Annotated in this window: 25 protein-coding genes and 1 pseudogene; 16 read left to right on the forward strand and 10 right to left on the reverse strand. The window is 46.7% G+C overall.

Annotation, left to right across the window (positions count from 1 at the left end):
- Nucleotides 1-14: 14 nt before the first annotated feature.
- Nucleotides 15-1,250 (reverse strand): MDR family MFS transporter, encoded by a 1,236-nt coding sequence (locus KNO90_RS13360; protein WP_215113805.1) that lies wholly within the window; start codon nucleotides 1,248-1,250, stop codon nucleotides 15-17.
- Nucleotides 1,251-1,351: 101 nt separating this feature from the next.
- On the opposite strand from KNO90_RS13360, the gene KNO90_RS13365 reads away from it, so the two are divergent.
- Nucleotides 1,352-2,977, forward strand: coding sequence for an ABC transporter substrate-binding protein (locus tag KNO90_RS13365; RefSeq protein WP_215113806.1), 1,626 nt, complete (start codon nucleotides 1,352-1,354; stop codon nucleotides 2,975-2,977).
- An 11-nt stretch (nucleotides 2,978-2,988) separates the two neighbouring features.
- The gene (locus tag KNO90_RS13370; protein WP_215113807.1) at nucleotides 2,989-3,390 is read left to right on the forward strand and encodes a hypothetical protein; all 402 of its coding nucleotides are present in this window, start codon (nucleotides 2,989-2,991) and stop codon (nucleotides 3,388-3,390) included.
- A 14-nt stretch (nucleotides 3,391-3,404) separates the two neighbouring features.
- Here KNO90_RS13370 and KNO90_RS13375 read toward each other — a convergent pair whose 3' ends face one another.
- Entirely contained in the window at nucleotides 3,405-3,614 is a 210-nt protein-coding gene (locus tag KNO90_RS13375; RefSeq protein ID WP_214697034.1) for a YdiK family protein, read from the reverse strand.
- A gap of 16 nt (nucleotides 3,615-3,630) precedes the next feature.
- Nucleotides 3,631-4,326, reverse strand: coding sequence for a CPBP family intramembrane glutamic endopeptidase (locus tag KNO90_RS13380; protein ID WP_251127482.1), 696 nt, complete (start codon nucleotides 4,324-4,326; stop codon nucleotides 3,631-3,633).
- Between the two features lie 213 nt (nucleotides 4,327-4,539).
- Here KNO90_RS13380 and groES point away from each other — a divergent pair, with 213 nt between their 5' ends.
- Together groES and groL are read left to right on the forward strand one after the other, a co-directional pair.
- Nucleotides 4,540-4,824, forward strand: coding sequence for a co-chaperone GroES (groES, locus tag KNO90_RS13385; RefSeq protein WP_015880602.1), 285 nt, complete (start codon nucleotides 4,540-4,542; stop codon nucleotides 4,822-4,824).
- A gap of 39 nt (nucleotides 4,825-4,863) precedes the next feature.
- Nucleotides 4,864-6,498: a chaperonin GroEL gene (gene groL, locus KNO90_RS13390; protein WP_211781828.1), complete on the forward strand. Its 1,635-nt coding sequence runs from the start codon at nucleotides 4,864-4,866 to the stop codon at nucleotides 6,496-6,498.
- Between the two features lie 69 nt (nucleotides 6,499-6,567).
- Here the strand turns inward: groL and KNO90_RS13395 are convergent, their stop codons facing one another.
- Nucleotides 6,568-6,831 carry a hypothetical protein gene (locus KNO90_RS13395; protein WP_215113808.1) on the reverse strand — a complete coding sequence of 88 codons (264 nt, stop codon included), beginning with the start codon at nucleotides 6,829-6,831 and terminating at the stop codon, nucleotides 6,568-6,570.
- A 278-nt stretch (nucleotides 6,832-7,109) separates the two neighbouring features.
- Between KNO90_RS13395 and KNO90_RS13400 the strand changes: the two genes are divergently transcribed.
- From KNO90_RS13400 to KNO90_RS13420, 5 genes are all read left to right on the forward strand, one after another.
- Complete coding sequence (locus KNO90_RS13400) at nucleotides 7,110-7,754, forward strand: DUF3841 domain-containing protein (protein ID WP_215113809.1); 645 nt, start codon at nucleotides 7,110-7,112, stop codon at nucleotides 7,752-7,754.
- Nucleotides 7,755-7,948: 194 nt separating this feature from the next.
- A complete protein-coding gene (locus tag KNO90_RS13405) occupies nucleotides 7,949-8,896 on the forward strand; it encodes a sugar-binding transcriptional regulator (RefSeq protein WP_215113810.1) in 948 nt (315 codons plus the stop codon).
- 4 nt (nucleotides 8,897-8,900) lie between these two features.
- Nucleotides 8,901-9,590 carry a ribose 5-phosphate isomerase A gene (gene rpiA / locus KNO90_RS13410; RefSeq protein ID WP_215113811.1) on the forward strand — a complete coding sequence of 230 codons (690 nt, stop codon included), beginning with the start codon at nucleotides 8,901-8,903 and terminating at the stop codon, nucleotides 9,588-9,590.
- A complete protein-coding gene (locus KNO90_RS13415; RefSeq protein WP_215113812.1) occupies nucleotides 9,587-10,555 on the forward strand; it encodes a Gfo/Idh/MocA family protein in 969 nt (322 codons plus the stop codon). The genes rpiA and KNO90_RS13415 overlap by 4 nt, the downstream gene beginning before the upstream one ends.
- Complete coding sequence (locus KNO90_RS13420; protein WP_215113813.1) at nucleotides 10,539-11,060, forward strand: VOC family protein; 522 nt, start codon at nucleotides 10,539-10,541, stop codon at nucleotides 11,058-11,060. Before KNO90_RS13415 ends, KNO90_RS13420 begins: the two co-directional genes overlap by 17 nt.
- A gap of 42 nt (nucleotides 11,061-11,102) precedes the next feature.
- Here the strand turns inward: KNO90_RS13420 and KNO90_RS13425 are convergent, their stop codons facing one another.
- The 3 genes from KNO90_RS13425 to KNO90_RS14850 all read right to left on the reverse strand — a co-directional run bounded on the left by KNO90_RS13425 (nucleotide 11,103) and on the right by KNO90_RS14850 (nucleotide 13,766).
- Nucleotides 11,103-11,810, reverse strand: a complete 708-nt coding sequence (locus KNO90_RS13425) for an ABC transporter permease (RefSeq protein WP_215113814.1) — start codon at nucleotides 11,808-11,810, stop codon at nucleotides 11,103-11,105.
- Nucleotides 11,807-12,655 carry an ABC transporter ATP-binding protein gene (locus KNO90_RS13430; RefSeq protein ID WP_215113815.1) on the reverse strand — a complete coding sequence of 283 codons (849 nt, stop codon included), beginning with the start codon at nucleotides 12,653-12,655 and terminating at the stop codon, nucleotides 11,807-11,809. The genes KNO90_RS13425 and KNO90_RS13430 overlap by 4 nt, the downstream gene beginning before the upstream one ends.
- A 130-nt stretch (nucleotides 12,656-12,785) precedes the next feature.
- Entirely contained in the window at nucleotides 12,786-13,766 is a 981-nt protein-coding gene (locus KNO90_RS14850) for a LytTR family transcriptional regulator DNA-binding domain-containing protein (RefSeq protein ID WP_215113816.1), read from the reverse strand.
- 133 nt (nucleotides 13,767-13,899) lie between these two features.
- Between KNO90_RS14850 and KNO90_RS13440 the strand changes: the two genes are divergently transcribed.
- From KNO90_RS13440 to KNO90_RS13450, 3 genes are read left to right on the forward strand one after another with little or no spacing between them, the layout of a single operon-like run.
- Entirely contained in the window at nucleotides 13,900-15,543 is a 1,644-nt protein-coding gene (locus KNO90_RS13440) for a DUF2075 domain-containing protein (protein ID WP_251127483.1), read from the forward strand.
- A gap of 2 nt (nucleotides 15,544-15,545) precedes the next feature.
- The gene (locus KNO90_RS13445; RefSeq protein ID WP_031424541.1) at nucleotides 15,546-15,854 is read left to right on the forward strand and encodes a nucleotide pyrophosphohydrolase; all 309 of its coding nucleotides are present in this window, start codon (nucleotides 15,546-15,548) and stop codon (nucleotides 15,852-15,854) included.
- Nucleotides 15,855-15,868: 14 nt separating this feature from the next.
- Complete coding sequence (locus KNO90_RS13450; RefSeq protein WP_215113817.1) at nucleotides 15,869-16,285, forward strand: hypothetical protein; 417 nt, start codon at nucleotides 15,869-15,871, stop codon at nucleotides 16,283-16,285.
- Nucleotides 16,286-16,358: 73 nt separating this feature from the next.
- Here KNO90_RS13450 and KNO90_RS13455 read toward each other — a convergent pair whose 3' ends face one another.
- The gene (locus KNO90_RS13455; protein ID WP_215113818.1) at nucleotides 16,359-16,934 is read right to left on the reverse strand and encodes a cysteine hydrolase family protein; all 576 of its coding nucleotides are present in this window, start codon (nucleotides 16,932-16,934) and stop codon (nucleotides 16,359-16,361) included.
- Between the two features lie 144 nt (nucleotides 16,935-17,078).
- On the opposite strand from KNO90_RS13455, the gene KNO90_RS13460 reads away from it, so the two are divergent.
- Both KNO90_RS13460 and KNO90_RS13465 read left to right on the forward strand, forming a co-directional pair.
- Complete coding sequence (locus KNO90_RS13460; protein ID WP_215113819.1) at nucleotides 17,079-17,501, forward strand: Lrp/AsnC family transcriptional regulator; 423 nt, start codon at nucleotides 17,079-17,081, stop codon at nucleotides 17,499-17,501.
- 226 nt (nucleotides 17,502-17,727) lie between these two features.
- Nucleotides 17,728-18,090 carry a hypothetical protein gene (locus tag KNO90_RS13465; RefSeq protein ID WP_215113820.1) on the forward strand — a complete coding sequence of 121 codons (363 nt, stop codon included), beginning with the start codon at nucleotides 17,728-17,730 and terminating at the stop codon, nucleotides 18,088-18,090.
- Nucleotides 18,091-18,096: 6 nt separating this feature from the next.
- Here KNO90_RS13465 and KNO90_RS13470 read toward each other — a convergent pair whose 3' ends face one another.
- Nucleotides 18,097-18,321 (reverse strand): hypothetical protein, encoded by a 225-nt coding sequence (locus tag KNO90_RS13470; RefSeq protein WP_215113821.1) that lies wholly within the window; start codon nucleotides 18,319-18,321, stop codon nucleotides 18,097-18,099.
- Between the two features lie 162 nt (nucleotides 18,322-18,483).
- Here KNO90_RS13470 and KNO90_RS13475 point away from each other — a divergent pair, with 162 nt between their 5' ends.
- Nucleotides 18,484-19,227: a nucleotidyltransferase domain-containing protein gene (locus tag KNO90_RS13475; RefSeq protein WP_215113822.1), complete on the forward strand. Its 744-nt coding sequence runs from the start codon at nucleotides 18,484-18,486 to the stop codon at nucleotides 19,225-19,227.
- Here the strand turns inward: KNO90_RS13475 and KNO90_RS13480 are convergent.
- The gene (locus KNO90_RS13480; protein WP_215113823.1) at nucleotides 19,224-19,508 is read right to left on the reverse strand and encodes a hypothetical protein; all 285 of its coding nucleotides are present in this window, start codon (nucleotides 19,506-19,508) and stop codon (nucleotides 19,224-19,226) included. The two genes, KNO90_RS13475 and KNO90_RS13480, sit on opposite strands and share 4 nt — an antisense overlap.
- A 40-nt stretch (nucleotides 19,509-19,548) precedes the next feature.
- On the opposite strand from KNO90_RS13480, the pseudogene KNO90_RS13485 reads away from it, so the two are divergent.
- A pseudogene (locus KNO90_RS13485) lies at nucleotides 19,549-19,752 on the forward strand (FAD-dependent oxidoreductase); the annotation flags it as partial.

Here is a 19,752-nt window from a genome sequence, read left to right on the forward strand (position 1 = left end):
AGGATGGTTTTGATTTAGGAAGCCGCTCGCCGTAGGACGAGCTTTTCTTTTACATAAATTCCGCTATAGACGAGGAAACAGCCGAAGCTGACTAACAGTCCGATGTAGACGCTCATCATGAACGGGGTGAGAAGCGACCCAATCAAAATCGTCGAACGTGATAAGAAGTCGGCACCGGCGAACGAGGTCCCGGCAAACGCCGAGTACGCACCACGTCGGTCTTCCGGCATCATGTTCGCCTTCTCCGTGTTCAATACCGGCGAGTACAACAATTCCCCGAACGTTGCGATGAGCATGAAGCCGAGGAGGAGCATCATCGAATTCGCACTCGTGATGACCGCATAGCCGATCGTATACAACGCGAGTCCGCCGAGTAACGTGCGCTTGTTCGAGAAGCGGGAAGCGAGACGTTGAATGAAGAACGTCAACGCAACGACGATGAGCGTGTTCTCGATTTGAATGAGACTCATCATCCGCACCCCATTGATCGTCCATGATTCGATTGAGAGCGGTTCAAATGAATCGGCGAGCCGGACCGCGACATAACTGCCCATTGAGAACTCGGCAGCGAGGATACACATCGAGCCGAAGACGACTTTGACGAACGGGCGGTCACGCCAGGCGATTTGATAACTTTGGAACACGTCGACGAAGACGAGGCGAAGCTTTTGAGAGGTCCACGTCCGTTTCGTGTCCTCGAGGAAGATGGCGTACGCGATCGGCAACATGCTCGACGTGAACGTCAAAATCCAAAATAGTAACAATTGATTGCTGACATAGAGCCAGCCCCCGAGTGCCGTCCCAATCGTGATGGATAAGTTGATCAACCAGTAATCGAGCGCGTATACGGCTTTCCGGTTCTCAGGTGTTGTCGCGTCGATGATGATCGCGCTCATCGCCGGTCGCCCGAGGTTGTTCGTGACTGTGAAGATCGTATAGGCAATCATAAAGACGATCATCTGGTCGAACTGAAGACTGAGCGTCATGACGAGAAACATCGAGGCTGTGAGACTTGCCGTCAACACGAGAAGTCGCTTCCGTGAGAATTTATCAGCGAGGTATCCCCCGATTAACCCGATCACGTATCCGAGACAGACGAGCGAGATTAAGAAGACGCCCGCGATCCATTCATTGAACGCTTTGACAAAGAGAAGTGCCATGAACGGCATGATCGCGAATGAGACCGAACGGTTGAAAAATGATGTCACGAGTCGAACTTTTATTGGTTTAGGTATATCTTTCCATTTCATCTTGTCACCTTCCATTCTGTACCTGTATGATAAACAAGACAACGGATTTGAAAAATGGACGACATGGGGAAATGATGTCCACTTTTAAGGGGGGATGTGACGTGGATGCATATTTATTTCGATTGTGGAAAGAGTGTCGGGACGGTGCGTACACGATTTCCGATATGGCGGAAGCCATACATTTAAGCCCGAAACAGACGAAGCGTCATTTGGCACGGTGGCAAGAAGAAGGGTGGCTCACGTATACGAGTGGACGCGGACGGGGAAATTTGACGCGTCTCGAATGGCTACGACACGTCGAGCGTGATTTGGCGAAACAGCTACTCGAACGCATGGAGAAAGAGTCGGTCGAGGCAGTGACGAATCAGCTGGAGTGGGACTGGTCGCCGGCACAGGCGGGTCGGTTCATGCGCCAGCTTGAGAAAAAGTTCGGTTACGTTCAGACGTCGAGCGATGCGCTCATCATTCCGCGCCGTCGACACTTTTTGACGACACATCCGCTCGAGGCGGCTGACATCCACAGTGCCCACCTCGTCCAGAACGTCTTCAATCGCCTGTTCATGATTGATGCGTCCGGGGAGGTCACGGGGGAACTTGCGCATCACTATGAATGGCAGGGGAGTACGCTCGTCTTGTTTCTTCGGAAAGGGGTCCGTTTCCATGACGGGTCGCTTATGACGAGTAAAGATGTGACGAAGAGTCTGCGCATGCTCGTTCAGTCGGATGCGTATCGGTATATGTATCGGCACGTCCGGCATATCGCATCGAACGGCACGTATCGCGTCGACGTCACGCTCGACCGGCGTCGGAATTCGTACATCCCGAAACTGTCGATGATCCATACGAGTATCGCCAAAGGAAGTGTCGGGACAGGACCTTTCCAATTGGATCGCCATGACAAGGAGAAGACGGTCCTTCTCGCCTTCGAGAATTATTTTGGGGTGCGGGCGCTTTTGGACCGGGTCGAGTTCATCAAAGTGCCGGACGGATATGATCCGACATATCGCATCTCATCAAGAGATTCCAAAGAAACTGGACACATCTCGACACCATCCGGGTTCGGGCTTGTCATCTTGAACAGTCACCCGAATAGTGTGTTCGCCAATGAAGAAGCGCGGCATTATATGCATCGATTGATTGCGGAGATTCGTCCGGAAATTGGGACGTTGAATGAGCGAAGAACACCGAACGACCGAGGTTTTCTCGGAACGATGAGCGAGACGTATCGCATTCCAGAAGGAACACCTGTCCCGTTCGATCGACCGATTCGCATCAAACAGACGGATTTCACGAATGATACGACCGACTGGCTTGCCAAGATGTTGATGCGTCACGGCATTGCATATGAGTTCGTGCCCATCAGCTTCAAAGATTCGATTCATGACAAAACGTATTATGAATACGTCGATTTGGTCGTTCACGGAGAAGTATTCGAGCGGAACATCACGCTCGGGTTTGAACAGTTTATGACGAACGAGTACTCACCCCCGCATAAAGTATTCCCTTATATAGAGGGGATGACGGAGCGAGTTGGGCAATATGATGACCTGCCGTTTGAGGACTGGTTGCCGCTGCACCGGGAGATCGAACGCGAGTTGAAAGAAAAGTCGTACTTCATTCCGCTCTATAACGAGGAACGGACCATCCCGTTCCCGGTCGAGCTGAAGGACGTCTGTGTCGACTTGTTCGGTTATTTTGATTTTGCGAAACTATGGATTCCATCATAAGGAGGGATATCATGCGTAAGAAGTTACTCATTGGGTTCATAGTCTTTTTTGTAGGACTGTTTTTGTTCGCGCTATGGGATGGTGAGTTCGTCGCCTTGTCAATCACTGGCCTAGGGTTTGCGATTTATGGTTATCGACACGAAGAGATTGAAAAACTTGAGGAAAAGGTGACGAAGAGAATCATGAGACAAGTCGATGCGACACTCATGAGCATTATGATTTACGGTATGCTGGTCGTTAGCATTATCATCAATTTCTTCATGGATGAACCACAAATCTCATTGATTGACGCCATTTATGTATTGTTAGGTGTGGTGTTCGGTCTGCGCGGACTGCTCATTCGAAGTGTCTATCAAGAGGAAATACAGGATCGATCGAAAGTGACAACGATAAGAAAAACCCCGAGCTCGTAAGACTCGGGGTTTCGTTATGCGGATTTGTCCGTGCCTTCTTTTTTGACTTTTCGGGCGAGTGCCAAGATTTGATACACTTTGAAAAAGTCGTAAGCGGCGACGGCGATGATGAAGTACGTCCAGAAGCTGAAGCCGTACTCTTGTACCGAGAAGTACGCGAGGACGGTGAACAACACACCGAACGAGAGACTGAAGAGCAACATCACTTTTAATTGTCGCGGCATAACTGCCACCTCATTTCTACATTAAAAATAGTACGAGCATCACGAGCGCGTTGTTAAACGCGTGGATGGCGATTGGCACGATTAATCGTCTCGTCTTCGCATACGCGTAGGAGAACGCGAAACTCATCGCGATATACACGAGGAATCGATTATCCTGGTGGATGAGCGCGAATAGGATCGAGCTGACACCAAAGGCGATCCAGAACCCAAAGCGCGCGTTCAAGTTCCCGAACAAGATGTGACGGAAGAGAATCTCTTCGATGATTGGTCCAAGCAAGACGACCGGCAAAATCATAAGTGGAATGACTTCCACCATCTCGGCAATATTTTGTGTGTTCATCGACTCGACAAGGTCGCCAGTAATGGCCGTCTCAATCAAGTTCGCCACGATGACGAGCCCGTATTGCATCAAAATCCCGAGCCCGATCCATTTGACCGTGTCGTTTAAGTTCGACTGGATGCCTTGGGCTTTGTATTGTTTCAAGTCTGGCCAGATGAGCAAAATCGACAGAACAATCGTCACACCGAATCCGATGGCGAGCCAGAGCCCGACGAACGTTTCCGTCAACCATTCCGGTCGTACTTCCCTAATGACGATCGGGAACAGTTGGACGAACGCATATAGTAAAATCGGGGTGAGGTGCCGGAGACGAATGTTAGGCGCCATCGAAAAACGGGTATTTATCGATTGGTTTGAGTTTAGTGTAGCCAATTCAACACGTCCTTAATCATAAGAGTGAACCTACCTTTTTCTCATTGTAACAAATAAGTTCTCTTGACCGCGAGTAAGAGCATTTTTTAATGTATCCCACTTGATTTTTTTATCGACACATACTACACTAATCAGTGTTAGCACTCCTTTTAACTGAGTGCTAAAACCTTACGATACACATTACATCATTCATATTCGGAGGAGGGTTTTTCCATGTTAAAACCACTAGGCGATCGTGTCATCATCGAAGTCGTGGAGAAAGAAGAAAAGACGATCGGGGGCATCGTGCTTCCTGATACGGCGAAAGAAAAGCCGCAACAAGGGAAAGTCGTCGCAGTCGGTACAGGCCGCGTGACGGACGAAGGCAAGCGCATCGATCTCGACGTGAAAGAAAATGATTTGGTCATCTACTCGAAGTACGCAGGTACCGAAGTGAAGCATGATGGAAAAGAGTACTTAATCGTTCGCGAGAGCGATATTCTCGCAATCGTAGGCTAAGCACCATTATTCAAAAACTTTTTTAGGGGGAAATGAACGATGGCAAAAGATATTAAATTCTCAGAAGATGCACGTCACGCGATGCTTCGCGGCGTCGACGCACTCGCTGACGCAGTCAAAGTAACGATTGGACCAAAAGGACGCAACGTCGTCCTCGAGAAGAAATTCGGTTCACCACTCATCACAAACGATGGCGTGACAATCGCGAAAGAAATCGAACTCGAAGACCGCTTCGAAAACATGGGCGCAAAACTCGTTGCGGAAGTCGCGTCGAAGACGAACGAAGTCGCAGGGGACGGTACGACAACAGCGACAGTCCTCGCACAAGCGATGATTCGTGAAGGACTCAAGAACGTCACGGCGGGCGCGAACCCGATGATCCTTCGTAAAGGAATCGACAAAGCGGTCACACGCGCACTTGAAGAGTTGAAAGCCATCTCGAAACCAATCGAATCAAAAGAAGCGATCGCACAAGTTGCAGCGATCTCGGCAGCGGACGAAGAAGTCGGCGAATTGATCGCAGAAGCGATGGAGCGCGTCGGTAACGACGGTGTCATCACAATCGAAGAATCACGCGGCTTCACGACAGAACTCGACGTCGTCGAAGGGATGCAGTTCGACCGTGGTTACCTATCACCATACATGATCTCAGACTCTGACAAGATGGAAGCGTCGCTCGACAACCCGTACATCTTGATCACAGACAAGAAGATTTCGAACATTCAAGAGATCATTCCAGTGCTCGAGCAAGTCGTGCAACAAGGGAAACCGATCTTGATCGTCGCAGAAGATATCGAAGGCGATGCCCTCGCGACACTCGTCTTGAACAAACTCCGTGGTACGTTCAACGCGGTAGCCGTCAAAGCACCAGGATTCGGTGACCGTCGTAAAGCGATGCTTGAAGACCTCGCGACACTCACAGGTGGTCAAGTCATCACAGAAGACCTCGGTCTCGACCTCAAATCAGCATCACTCGACATGCTCGGTCGCGCGTCGAAAGTCGTCGTCACAAAAGACACAACGACTGTCGTCGAAGGTGCAGGGAACGAAGAAACGATCAAAGCACGCGTTCAAACGATTCGCAACCAAATCGAAGAGACAACGTCTGACTTCGACCGTGAAAAACTCCAAGAGCGTCTTGCGAAACTCGCAGGTGGCGTAGCCGTCGTCAAGGTCGGTGCAGCTACGGAGACAGAGCTTAAAGAACGTAAACTCCGCATCGAAGACGCACTCAACGCGACACGTGCGGCCGTTGAAGAAGGAATCGTGGCGGGTGGTGGTACATCACTCATCAACGTCATCCCAGCTGTTCGTGCACTCCTAGCAGAAGTGACAGCGGATGAGGCGACAGGTGTCAAACTCGTCCTTCGTGCACTCGAAGCACCGGTCCGTCAAATCGCGGAAAACGCGGGTGAAGAAGGTTCGGTCATCGTTGAGAAACTCAAGAACGAGTCAGTCGGTGTCGGCTACAACGCGGCAACTGGCGAATACGTCGACATGATCGCACACGGAATCGTCGACCCAGCGAAAGTGACGCGATCAGCGCTTCAAAACGCAGCATCTGTCTCGGCCATGTTCCTCACAACAGAGGCTGTCATCGCAGACAAGCCAGAAAAAGATGGCCCTGCAATGCCTGACATGGGCGGCATGGGTGGAATGGGCGGTATGATGTAAGTCATACGCCTTCACAGAAACCATTCATCAGCGAAAGCTGGTGGGTGGTTTTTTGTTGGAAATCAATGTTTACTGTGCTTGCTGTACATCAAAAAGTCTCTGTAAGAAGAAATTCTCTTTCTCCGCACGACGTCCTTCGAGGTATTCGGCGACATCAACTTTTCGAAGAGAGAGGACAGCGCGGTTTTTCGTTCCAGGCATTTCATTAATTACATTCATTACATCAATCATTGTTGAATGTTCAGGCATTACCAAGTAACGTGCGACACTAATTTCTTTTCGTTTCCCAACATGGCCGTAACGTACAACAGCCTTCCAATAAGACCATTTCATAATTATTTCCTCATTGTTCATAATATTTCATCCCTTCTATCTATGATTGAATTTACAACTTTATCTTAGGATTAATTGTAAGAAAGGATTAGGGGTGAGGTGTATAATAAATATTATGTGGTTAAATATTTATTATGGTTGATTGACGATAGTTAGAGGTTTTGCAAATTTCTATTTTTAGAACAACATATAAGAGACCTATGCATTTTTTGTACATTCCTATCTTCAAGACTTTTTGTATGGTGAATGCATATGATATATGAAAGGTTGGAGAATGATTGGGGATTTATTATACATATCAGCATGAAGACGCTTGGAAAGCAGCAATGGAGCGAGGATATTTACAAAGTGATCCTCAGTACGCTTTTTTTAACGACGAAGGCTTTGAATTTTTTAAACCAGCCTATGATTGGATGGTTGAACAATATGAGCAACGAATTGGAATTTCGTTATGTGGGAACTATCCGGTCTGGTGTTGGGATAAGTTTCCTGACTTAAGCAGGGGTGGACATATCGGACAAGGGAACAAAGGTGTTGTGTTGACAGTTGAATTACCGGATGATCAAGTACTAGCTTCAGAAATTTCATTTTGGGAGTTTGTTCCGCATCACTCTACTTTTTGCGATACAGCTGAGGCCTTTGATCACAGGGAGAATATTGATCCTGCCGATACCCGAAAGTCATGGGAAAAAATCTTTGATAAAACGTGGTGTGAGGAGATGGCGATTCATCGGTCTATCGAGGCACCAGACTACCAATACGTAATTCATCGTATTGAACTGCATCAGGTTCGGGCTGTCATGCCTTTTCAGGACTTGAATGATAGTTGGGTGGACCGCATTCGAGGATTAGCCTGGCAGCTCAGTTATAACTTTGGCTTGAAGAAGTCGATTCCATTTTGTTTGGAAAAGCAGAAACACTAAGCGATATTGTGTTTTCCACCAAGCCTTCCATCGTGAAGGCTTTTTCTTATTTTTAAGTAAAGGAGCAAGTTGTGTTGCCATCGCATGTACGATTTGTTTGCCTGTCCCTAGTAGCCGATTGCCTTTTCTAAACATACCTCTTGTTGCACAATTGTTCATTTGGTTGTACATTTGTGCAAAGGGGGTGTGGCTGAATGTCAGAAGAACTGAAGAGGCTTTACGAAGTAGCGCATTTGTATTACGAACAGAATCAAACACAACACCAGATTGCAGAGGCGCTCGATGTCAATCGGGCGACCATCAGTCGCATGTTGAAACGGATTCGGGAGTTAGGAATCGTGAAGTTCCAAATCGATTATGATCGGTATCAATCAATTGACGTGGCAGTCCAACTGAAAGAGCAGTTTGGTCTAAAGCATGTCATCTTAGTGCCCGAAAAATCAGGACAACGTGAAGAGACGTTACAGCGTATGGGAGAAGCGTGCGCAACATACGTCGAGTCGATGGTGACCGATGACGATGTGATTGGCTTTTCTTGGGGGACAGCACTCGCTGCCGTTGTGGAAGCACTCACACCGAAAGAAGCGAATTCAACTATCCAATGTGTGCCACTCATCGGTGGGCCGGACGGCAAGCTCGAAAGTCGTTTTCATGCGAACACGTTAGCGTATGACGCCTCACGAAAATGGCGTGGACGTTCTAAACTAATCGATGTTCCTGCTATTTTACCGGATGCCGCCATCAAACAAGCATTGACGCGGTCAACACATGCTCAGGAAGTCGTGGAGCTGTGGGGGCGGATGAACATCGCCCTCTTTGGAATCGGTTCGGCCCAACTGAACCAGGAATCCAACTGGTTGGCCTTCTATGGTCAAACGTTTACCGAGGAAATGAACGAACTTCAAATCATCGGAGATCTTTGCTCGCACTTTTATAATCAAAACGGAAAGATCATGACCACTTCGTTATCGGATCGAACAGTCCATATTGAGCATCAACAACTCGCAAAGGTGCCACTTAAAATCGGGGTGGCCTATGGAATTGAGAAAGTAGAGGCGATTCGAGTCGCAGCCGAGCATCAGCTAATTGATGTCATCGTGACAACTGATCGTACGGCACAACAACTGTTACAGGGGGAATGAACAGATGGATGTGAAAGAGAAGTGTGCGGCAGCCGCGCTCCCTTGGATTGAATCGGGGATGACAATCGGTCTTGGGGGCGGCAGTACGATTCAACACCTCATCAATATGATTCATGCGAGTGAACTGGACGTGACAATCGTGACACCTTCTTTTGTCACACGACGTGCTTGTCTTGAAAAAGAGCTTCGGGTTATCGAGACGGGGGATGTCTCGCTGATCGACCTTGCCTTTGACGGTTGTGACCAAGTCGATGCTCGACACCACGCATTAAAAAGCGGAGGCGGGATTCATACGGAAGAAAAACTCATTGCAACCATGGCGACGCGATACGTATTACTAGTGGATGACTCTAAATTTGTTGAACGATTGACGTTTGATCATCCGGTTGTCTTGGAAGTTCTTCCGCAAGCATTCACCTATGTGAGCGAGAAAGTCCGAAAGCTCCCATGGGTGGAATCTCTACAAGTTCGTCAAAGTTTGAACAGTGATGGGGCTTTGGTGACGATGAACGGAAACCGATTACTCGATGTGGTCGTCCACCCGTCTGAAGATCCAATTGAGGTGAACCACCAGTTATCTCAAGTACGTGGCGTGGTTGATACGTCCTTGTTCACAGATGTCGTCACGCACGTCATCGTCGCATCGCATCATGATACAGTCGTCTATTCAACAGAAACGGGGGAAGTGAAATGAAGCAATGGGGAATCATTGGACCAGGTACGATTGCGACAGAATTCGCTCAAGCACTCGAGCAATCAGATGGCATTGCCTACGGGGTGTGGGGACGAGATGTTGAAAAAGCCGAACAATTTGCGAAAAAATATGGTGTGAGACATGTATACCAAACATTAGATGAGATGTTGTCGTCACCTGACATCGACATCGTCTATGTGGCGACGCCTCATCACCTCCATTATTCGATGATGGAACAAGCCATCGTACATGGAAAGCATGTCCTTTGCGAAAAAGCTATCACACTAAACAGTGAAGAGCTCGAGAACATTCAACGTCTGGCTGATGATCAAGGAGTGGTTGTGCTCGAAGCGATGACGATTTATCATATGCCGCTCTTTGAAGAGTTGAGACGGCGTGTGCAGGCAGGTGCAATCGGACGAGTCAATATGATTCATGTGACGTTCGGCAGTTATAAAGAAGATGATCCGTCCAACCGTTTCTTCAATCCGGAATTGGCTGGGGGTGCGATGCTCGATATCGGAACGTACGCTTTATCGTTCGCTAGACATTTCCTAGATGAAGAAGTAGTGGAAGTGTTGACGACGATGAAACCATATAAGACCGGGGTTGATGAACAATCGAGTATGATCCTTCGAACGGGCTCAGATCAAATGGTGAATATCACATTGGCAATGCGGACAAAGTTACCGAAGCAAGGAGTAGTCGCCGGAGAAGAGGGGTACATTACCGTCAATGCGTTTCCTCGTGCGACGGAGGCGACCATCACGTACACGAAAGATGGCTCGGTTGAGACCGTTCAGCTCGGGGAGACGGAGCAGGCATTACGCTATGAAATCGACGCGATGCATCGTGTCATTTCTGGTGAATCTGACGAGACGCGACTTTATTCACGGGATGTCATGACGTGGATGGATCGGATCCGTCAACAATGGAAGGGGACTCATCATGAACAGAGGAATTGATCACATCGGAATGACGGTGCCTTCTATTGAGGAGGCAACTACTTTTTTGAAAGATGCGTTCCACGCTGAGATTTGCTATGACGTGCAACGTCCAGAAGATGAACCGATGGAAGGGAAAGAGGCAGAGCAACAACTGGACTTACCAGACGGACAACAAATTATCCATATGCGGCTGCTCCAAATCAAATCAGGACCGTCTATCGAGTTGTTTCAAGTCTCACGTGTAAATGAAACCGAACCGACAGGAATTTCATCGTACGGTTTACATCATTTCGCGATTTATGTGGATGATATGCAAGAGGCGACTCAGCGCTTTGAACGTGCAGGTGGGCAGTTGTTGTCGAACCCGCATCCGTTAGCCGGTGTCGAAGACAATGGGAATAACCAAGGTGTATACGGGAAGGCGCCGTGGGGATCGCTCATCGAGCTGATTGCCTATCCGGATGGAATTGATTACCCTGCGTCGAGTGAACAGGATCGTTGGACACCGGCGGAACATAAATGAGTATATACGAAAAGAATCGCCCTTTCTCAGGCGATTCTTTTTTCAGTCCGTCTGCTTCCGGTTATACATCACGACGCTACCGACGAATGCGGCAAGCGCCCAAGCAGTTAGCAACCCAAGCTCTAGCCCGACGGTACCGAAGTTCGCACCGTCTTCCACTTGATGAGCCACATCAATCAAGAGCACGTTCGGTAAATACTCGAGCAATCCGATGATGGCGAAACGGTCTTGTAGTGGCAACAACATCGGTGAGAACGAGAAGAAAAAGAACGGCAGCATGACAATCAGTGAAGCTTCCATGACCGTCTTCGACATCAAGCCGAACATCGTTCCAATCCCGATATAAAAGAATGTTGAAACGATGAGCGCGAGGGCGATCACAGCCAGATTTTGTGGAGCATAATCCATCAAAAATGACGAGGCTACGATGAGGATCATCGTCGTCACGAATGTGAGAGCGCTCTTTCCGAGCAAGATGTCGAGCATGCTCGCTGGGGACAACATGAGCCCGCGAAGCGTGTTCTTCTCTTTCTCTTCGGCAATCAATGCACACTGCACAAAGATCGCGACGAGGCTGAACGTGATGTTGATGACGAAGTACGTGATGTCGACGCCATCGTCACCGATTCGCGAATAGAAGACAGCGAAGAAGAGCGGCATGATCAAGGTCGACGAGACGAACAAGTTTCGAGACAAATCTTTATAGTCTTTTTGGAAAATGGCGAGTGCGCGTTTCATTGAAAAAGTCATGATAATTTCCTCCCTGTCACTTCGATAAAGATGTCGCCGAGTGTCGGCTCATTGGAGTGAATCGATGCGATATTTTTAGCACGCATCTGTTTATGGAGCCAGTCCGCGCCTTCGTCGGTTTGCGTCACTTCATGCGTCTGACCGTTGTTCAATTCAACTCGCATCGATCCCGTCGCATATTTCCTGCGCAATACGTTCGGGGCATCGAGCAGTTGAATCGACCCTTGATGTAAGAAAGCGACACGGTCACACAGCTCTTCGGCTTCTTGCATGTCGTGGGTCGTTAAAAATATGGTCGTTCCGTTTGCCTTCAACCGTTCAATCCCTTTATAGATATGTCGAGAGTTGACCGGGTCGAGAGCCGAGGTCGGTTCATCTAGAAACAGGAGCTCTGGCTCATGAAGAAGGGAGCGTGCGAGCGTCACCCGTTGCAACATCCCTCTAGAGAGTTTGTCGATGCGCTTTTTCCGTTCCCCGCTAAGATTGACCATGTTCAATACCTCATCGATCCGAGTCTTTGGTTCGTCATAGAGGTCACAATATAAGCTCAAGTTCTCTTCTATAGAAAGTCGTGTATAGAGACCGCTATTGTCCGTCAAAACGCCGATGCGTTTGCGGTACTGTTCTTGTTTCAAGTCAGCGACCGGTACACCGAATACGGTGGCATCGCCAGCTGTCTGTGCGAGTTGTGACGTCAAAATTTTAATCGTCGTCGTCTTTCCTGAACCACTCGGTCCCAAGAAGCCGAACACTTCCCCTTTTCCGACTGTAAACGTCACATCATGTAACGCTTCCTCGTTCCCAAACAATTTCTTCAACCCGTTCACTTGAATGATTGGTTCCATTCCCGTTCCTCCTTGTCGATGTCGTCTTGCTTGCCTCTATCGTATAAGGAATAAAGGAGGACCGCATTCAAATGGCGACAAACGGCGCTTATCATGAGCTGAACGAAGCGAATAGAAGTGTGAATGGAGACTATTTGAGCCCCATCATCGTCTTCAATTCTGCCATTTTTGTCTTGGATAACGGAATCGTCGTCTTCTCTGAATCATCCAAGACGAGACTGAAGCTATTTTTCGTATAGGTGATGACTTCGCGGACACGTTGTAAGTTTACGAGATATGACCGATGGCAGCGGAAGAAACCGTACGGAGTCAAACGCGTCTCGAGTTCGTTCATCGTGAAGACACTCGGGAACTGATCCGATTGACTATGTAAAATCGACTGTCCGTCCTGACTTTCGATGAAGTCGATTTCAGGAGGATCGAGTAAGATGATTTTTTCATTCACTTTCGTCGGGATTTTCTCGAAACGGACATGGATGACCTCAGATGAGATGTCTGTCTCATCCGCTTCTTCCGGTTCCACATCTAACAGGCGCAAGTGACGATGGTCAATCCGATAAACGGTCGATGTCATGAAGAGTGCACTCTCCATGTTGCTCGTCAACACGAGGACGGCTTTTTGTCTTGACGTCAACGTCTGTAACGTATCGCGTAAAAGGTGGCGTGTCTCTTGGTCCACGTCTTGGTCTGGTTCTTCAAACACATACAGGTCACGGTCCTGGAGAAGCAGCGCGGCGTACTGCGTGCGTCTGACAAGGGAGCGATTGAGACGATGGAGGCGGTGCTTGCGGTAAGTTGTGAGTTGGAGTTGCTGCATCACCGAGTCGACTGATTCGGATGAATCATATAGGCGCTTGGTGAAGCGCAAATACTCCTCGATGGTGAGCCGGTCGTATAAACCGTCCCGGATGGAGAAGAGGGACAGCGTTGAAGCATGGTTGATGTTCCCGGTATATGTCGAGATCTCCTGACTGATGAGACCGAAGATGATTTCTCGGGAAATGACGCCACAGTGGATAGCCGCCAACTCACCGGGTTGGATCGTAAATGAAATGTTTTCGAGAATGAGTGTGTCTTGTTGGCGCACCGAGACGTTTTGGAAAGTAAGCACCGAATCCCTCCCTTTTTAGTGGAATTATACCATTATCTGATTTAGAACTTGGCAAGTGGTGCGTAATCATTTAAAAAGGGATTGTATGATAAAATGGATATAATTTGAAATTAGAAGAGAGTAGGTCTGTTGTATGGTTAAAGTCATTCCATTCACATTCGAAGAAAGTGGTTTACATATGATTGATAGTACAGAAACTTACGTGAACTACCCGGTCATTTATATTTTGAACGGAGAGAAAGAGGCATACATTGGGGAAACGGTTCATTTCAAAAAGCGAATGAAACAACATCTAAAGCTTAAACAAACGGAACGGAAACAGCTGAGTCAAATTCATCTCGTCAATCATGATAAGTTCAACCGTTCAGCGACATTCCATCTCGAAACAAAGCTCATCAATTATTTTTTAGGAGATGAGAAGTATACACTTCAGAATAAAAGTAAAACTGCGAGCGACTTCACGCACAATTACTACAATAAAACTTATTACGACAACGAATTGTTTCCCGAACTCTGGGATGAATTACATCGTAAGGGACTTGTTCAAAATGAGCTTCACGCCATTGAAAACAAGGATATCTTTAAACTGTCTCCGTTTAAAGAGTTATCTGTCGAGCAGTTAGATTTAAAAGAGAAGGTACTCGACTTTTGTGAAACGCAAATGTCGAAAGTAGACCCAAATGAAACATACGGAGATCTATATGTGATTGAAGGAGAAGCCGGTGTAGGGAAGAGTGTTGTCTTGAGCTCAATCTTTAATACAATCCAAGCTCGAACAAAAGACACTAATTCAACACTTCATCAGACTAAAAATTATTTGGTTGTGAATCATGAAGAGATGTTGAAGACCTATAAAGGAATCGCGAAGCAAGTGAAACATCTTAAAGCAGGGGACTTCACAAAACCGACGCCGTTATTGAATAAACTGAAAGATGAGAAAGCCGACATTATCTTTGTGGACGAAGCTCACTTGTTGCTGACGAAATCAGATCCTTATAACAACTTCCGGCAAAACAATCATCTCGAAGAGTTGCTGAAGAAAGCCAAAATTGTCATCGCTATTTTTGATCAACATCAAGTATTGAAACTGAAGAGTCACTGGAATTCACTCAAGTTGGATGATTATAAAAAGAAAGCAAGGACAGTAGAGACTTACAAACTAACCAGTCAATTCCGAATGCAAGCAGATGAAGATATGATGAACTGGGTTAACGCATTTAAAGAAAAACGAATCAATCCATTACCGAAATCGAAGCAATATGATTTACGAATATTTGAAACGTTAGAAGAGATGCACCGTACCATCATCGAGCAAAATCGAAGATACGGGTTGAGCCGTGTTGTTTCGACTTTTGACTTTTTACACAAAAAGGACGGAGACACCTATTATGTGTATGAGTCGAACGGAGATTATAAAATGCCATGGAATACAACCGGTGGAAAAACGACGTGGGCTGAAAAAGCAGAAACCATCGCCGAAGCCGGCTCGATCTATACGATTCAAGGATTTGATTTGAACTATGTTGGTGTCGTTTTAGGCCCATCTGTATCTTATGATGAGGAGCAGGAGTGTCTAATGATTGACCCGAATTTATACAAAGATACGGGAGCTTATGCTGGAATCGAAGGTGTTGAGAATGTTGATTCGGCAAAAGAACAGATTGTCTTGAACTCGATTAACATATTGATGAAGCGTGGCGTCAAAGGCCTCTATCTATATGCGTCTGATGAATCGCTACGACGAAAATTATTGAAGCTACAAAGAGAGAGGGTATAAATATGAACGAAGTACAACGATTAATGAACGAGGTCATTAAATTCCGAGATGAGCGCGATTGGGCGTTTCATCATAATCCGAAAGATTTGGCGTTATCGTTATCGCTTGAGGCGAGTGAGCTCCTTGAAGTATTCCAATGGGTGTCGAGTGAAGAAGCGCTTGAGACGAAAAAGACGGAGATGGAAGAGGAGCTTGCTGACGTGTTGATTTACGCGTTGACGTTCGCTCACGCTGCTGGAATCGATGTTTCGAAAGCAATTGAAGATAAGCTTGTGAAAAATGCAGTGAAGTATCCGAGTCCGCAAAAATGACCGAGGAGCTCTATATGAACATTCCATCTGATCGATTTATGATTCCTTGTCATTTAATGGGGGGCAATTTTTCTCCTCGTGCTGCATCAGAGAAAACAGGTATTCAATTTTATAGGCAAGCGGAAGTTGGGGAAATGGAGCATATCGGAAAACGTAAAGAAATCGCTAAGGTAGGTCATGCGTCGTTTGAACCACCACTTGAATTTCAGCAAATGGAAAATCCGTATATCGGACTTTTTTGGAGGATTGACACTCTGGCAGAACATATTGATACCCTTCGCTCTTGTGGAGCCGATGATATCTGGATTGATTTGGGTGTGGTCTCTCACTTAGATGTGAAGTTAGAATTTGAACCAGATTTCTTGATGAAGCTTGCGAACTTAAGGATTCCATTTTTGATTAGTGGATATATAGAGACTGTTGATGAATAAGGGCAGTACGAAAGAGATGAGTGACGTCTGTATACTTCAACGTCAGGTTATGAATAAAAAGAAGTACAATCCATCAGGACTGTACTTCTTTTTGTAACACATCTTTCATGACCTCATTTGTCGTTTGAATCGTTGCAAATTCTTCATTCAAACTAGCGAGTGACACGTCATGGATGACCGCTGCGGGGATCCATGTCCCGCTGATTGATTGACGGTCGAAGGTTGCCGTCGCGTCGGAGACGACGATTGGATTGAATCCTAAGTTTCCTGCCATCCGTGCGGTCGTCTCGACACAATGGTTCGTGATCAATCCGGTGATGACGATCTGTGTCACACCAAGTGCTTCGAGTCGTTTCTGTAAGTCCGTTCCGATGAAGGCGCTATTCACCTGTTTCGTTAGGATGATATCTTGTTCACGAGGTTGAATGAAGTCTTGGAACAAATGACCGTCTTTTTTGAAATAGAAGAGTGAGGTTGGAACGTTCGTGACATGTTGGATGTAGATGATTGGTTGATTTTGATTTTCCCAAGCTTCAATCAACCGTGCGATATTCTCTTCACATTGTGGATTATTACGGTTGCCCCAGCTTGGATCGTGAAAGGCTTGTTGGACATCGATGATGAGTAATGGAACGACTGGTGTTTGCATGTTGATTCCCCCTTGAATTGGTTACTTCAAGTGTATGCAACGGAGGAATTCAGATACATAGAGGTTTGACGGAAGTTTCAGCGAATGACTTAAGAAAGAACGGATTATGTACCGTTTCACTTTATTTTGAAAGGTGAATGCCAAATGGATGAAATAGACCGCCATATTCTTGAATTGATGCAACAACAAGCCCGAATCTCGATGACCGAATTAGGACGACAGATTGGATTGTCTACGCCTGCTGCGACCGAACGGGTAAAGCGACTTGAAGAACGCGGAGTCATCATTGGCTATCGGGCCGTCATTAACCCCGAAAAGATGGACAAACAAGTGACTGCCTTTATTCTTTACGACACACATCGTTGTGAGGCGTTCCGTGAATTTTGTCGTCAACAGTCGTCTGTGATCGAATGTCATCGTTTAGCCGGGCAGTATAGTTACCTCGTCAAAGTGGTGACGGAGAATGTACGCACGTTAGAGACGTTCATCGATGAGTCGATGGAATACGGTCGTCCCTCATCTTTGATTAATCTATCTTCACCCGTATCATTCAGACCCGTTTTATGAAAACGATGGAGTGGCTCTTAGTAGTGAGAGTAAATGCAAGTTAGTGAAAGATAATTGATGATTTTTTTATCAGTACAAAGTGATTTTTAAACAAATGAAATGAAATGGAATGAGGAGGGACACGATGTCGCACGATGAGCGTTTACGAGAAATAACTAAGGCTCGCCTACTTACGAACCGTATCAATGTCATGTTATCGCTCACTCTTTTGTTAGGGGGATGGATGATGTGGTGGTTTGGAGAGTTCTCTCTCATTCAAGTTCTCTTGGGAATCCTTTTGCTCATTCCACCTCTTTTGATGGTGCATATGTGGGGACGTACCCGAATGTTGCTTCGTTTCAATGAAGAGATGGAGTATCAACGTATAGTTTGGTCGGAGTTCATTCTTGCGCTGGTTGTCGTCTGCATATTGATCGGAATTGCAACTACAATCATCCTGACCGAATCATTTAGCTTATCGACTGTTCCACTCCTGATCATGTTCATCGCGGACCTGATATCTAGACACGTTGATCAGCGGATGAAGCAAATCAATCCGGAACATGTGACGTACGCAAATCTCGCTCGATATAAGACGAAACGCAGCTAACTTAAGTCAGCTGCGTTTTGTATTCGAACCTAATTGTTGTTCGATGTGGTCAAGGCGATCAATCAATACTTGCATCTGCTTCGAGCGTTCACGTTCCATAAAGAGTTGCTCATCTGCTCGTTTCTCAGAACGTGCCACGACATTGCGAATCCACAAAATACCGATGATTAGTACAGAGATTGGTAAGATGGTGAAAATAAGTCCGAATAATGAGACCATGATAACGTTCATATACACATACCTCCTTTTCTACACCCTCATTATACTTCCAAATCTAACCAGGGGAAAAGGGGAATCGTGGCATTTCAAATCAAATATGCATAAGCTAAAAAAGAAAAAAGGAGTTCGATACATCATGACGTTTACTACATATCAACAAATCGGTACGTATCTATGAAACGGCCGACCCGACTTGGTACGGACGAGGCGGGGTACGTCATCAACCAGACGTCCATCCGTCATATACAGCCTGACTTTGAAACCGTTCTTTTTAAAGCAATCGAATTGGTGAAAGAAGTGTTCGATGAACAGCTACACAGCATATACCTTTATGGAAGCATCGGGCGCGGGACGGCCGTTGCTGGACAATCAGATCTCGATTTGACGGTGCTCGTGCATGAGGATGTCGATGCGACGGAATTGGTGGAGCAGACGGAGCGATTGCTAATGGAGCATCCGGAAGTCATCAAAATCGATTATGACATCGGGCGTCTGGATGTGGCACTGAATCCGGCGAACCGTTTTGAATGGGGCTTTTGGTTACGACATCTCTGTACGTGTGTGGACGGGGAAGATGTCTCGACTCGATTCCCACGCATGAAGCCGGATGCTCGTGTAAGTGAGGCGTTGAACCAGGACTTGATTTCTTCGATTGAAATAGCCGAGTCGAAATTGCTTTGGGGACAGATGTCACATCTGGAGAAGCGCTCCATCGTGAAGCGCGTCATCCGAGGTTGGTATTTGACGATCAATGTGAAGGACCAAAGTTTTGCGACGACCGTAGAAGAATGCTTGGCGATTCTAAAACTTTATTTCCTGGAAGATCGGCGAGTAAAGCAGGGGGAAACGCTGTTGAGACAAGATGACATTACGAATCAACAGCTTCTGGACTATTTGAATGAAATAGATTGGACTTAACGATGTCGTTCTTCGATTGGGATATACCCGTTTGGTCGTCTTCGCTGTACGTCCGTCTCAAAGTAGAGTTGGGGCGTGTATAGAGCGCTCGTTACGTAAAGAACGATCACAGACTCGACTAAAATCGGCCATTGAATGAAATCGAATAAAAATAGAAACCATATAGAGTGTGAAACGAGACACATCGCCCAAGTCATCCCATTCTCTGTCCGAATAAATCGGTACAGGATGCGAATCAATACGATATAAGGGAAGAAGAGATAATAGAACATATTTTTCAATTGATGTCGTCCTTTCTAGAACAGATCCAATCATCTAACTCAGTATAATCGAGGAGAGACGGACGACAAAGGAGAATTTACAATGAAATCAATCGCCATCATCGGAGCCGGTGTCAGCGGGCTCTATGCCGCGACCCAACTTCACCAAAAAGGATATGACGTTACGGTCTTTGAAGCACGTGACCGTCAGCTCAGTAAAGTCCTTCAGCAGTATAGTCAAGCCATCACCTCCTTCATTCAATAA

It is taken from the genome of Exiguobacterium sp. s63 (assembly GCF_018617335.1).
Classification (GTDB): Bacteria; Bacillota; Bacilli; order Exiguobacteriales; family Exiguobacteriaceae; genus Exiguobacterium.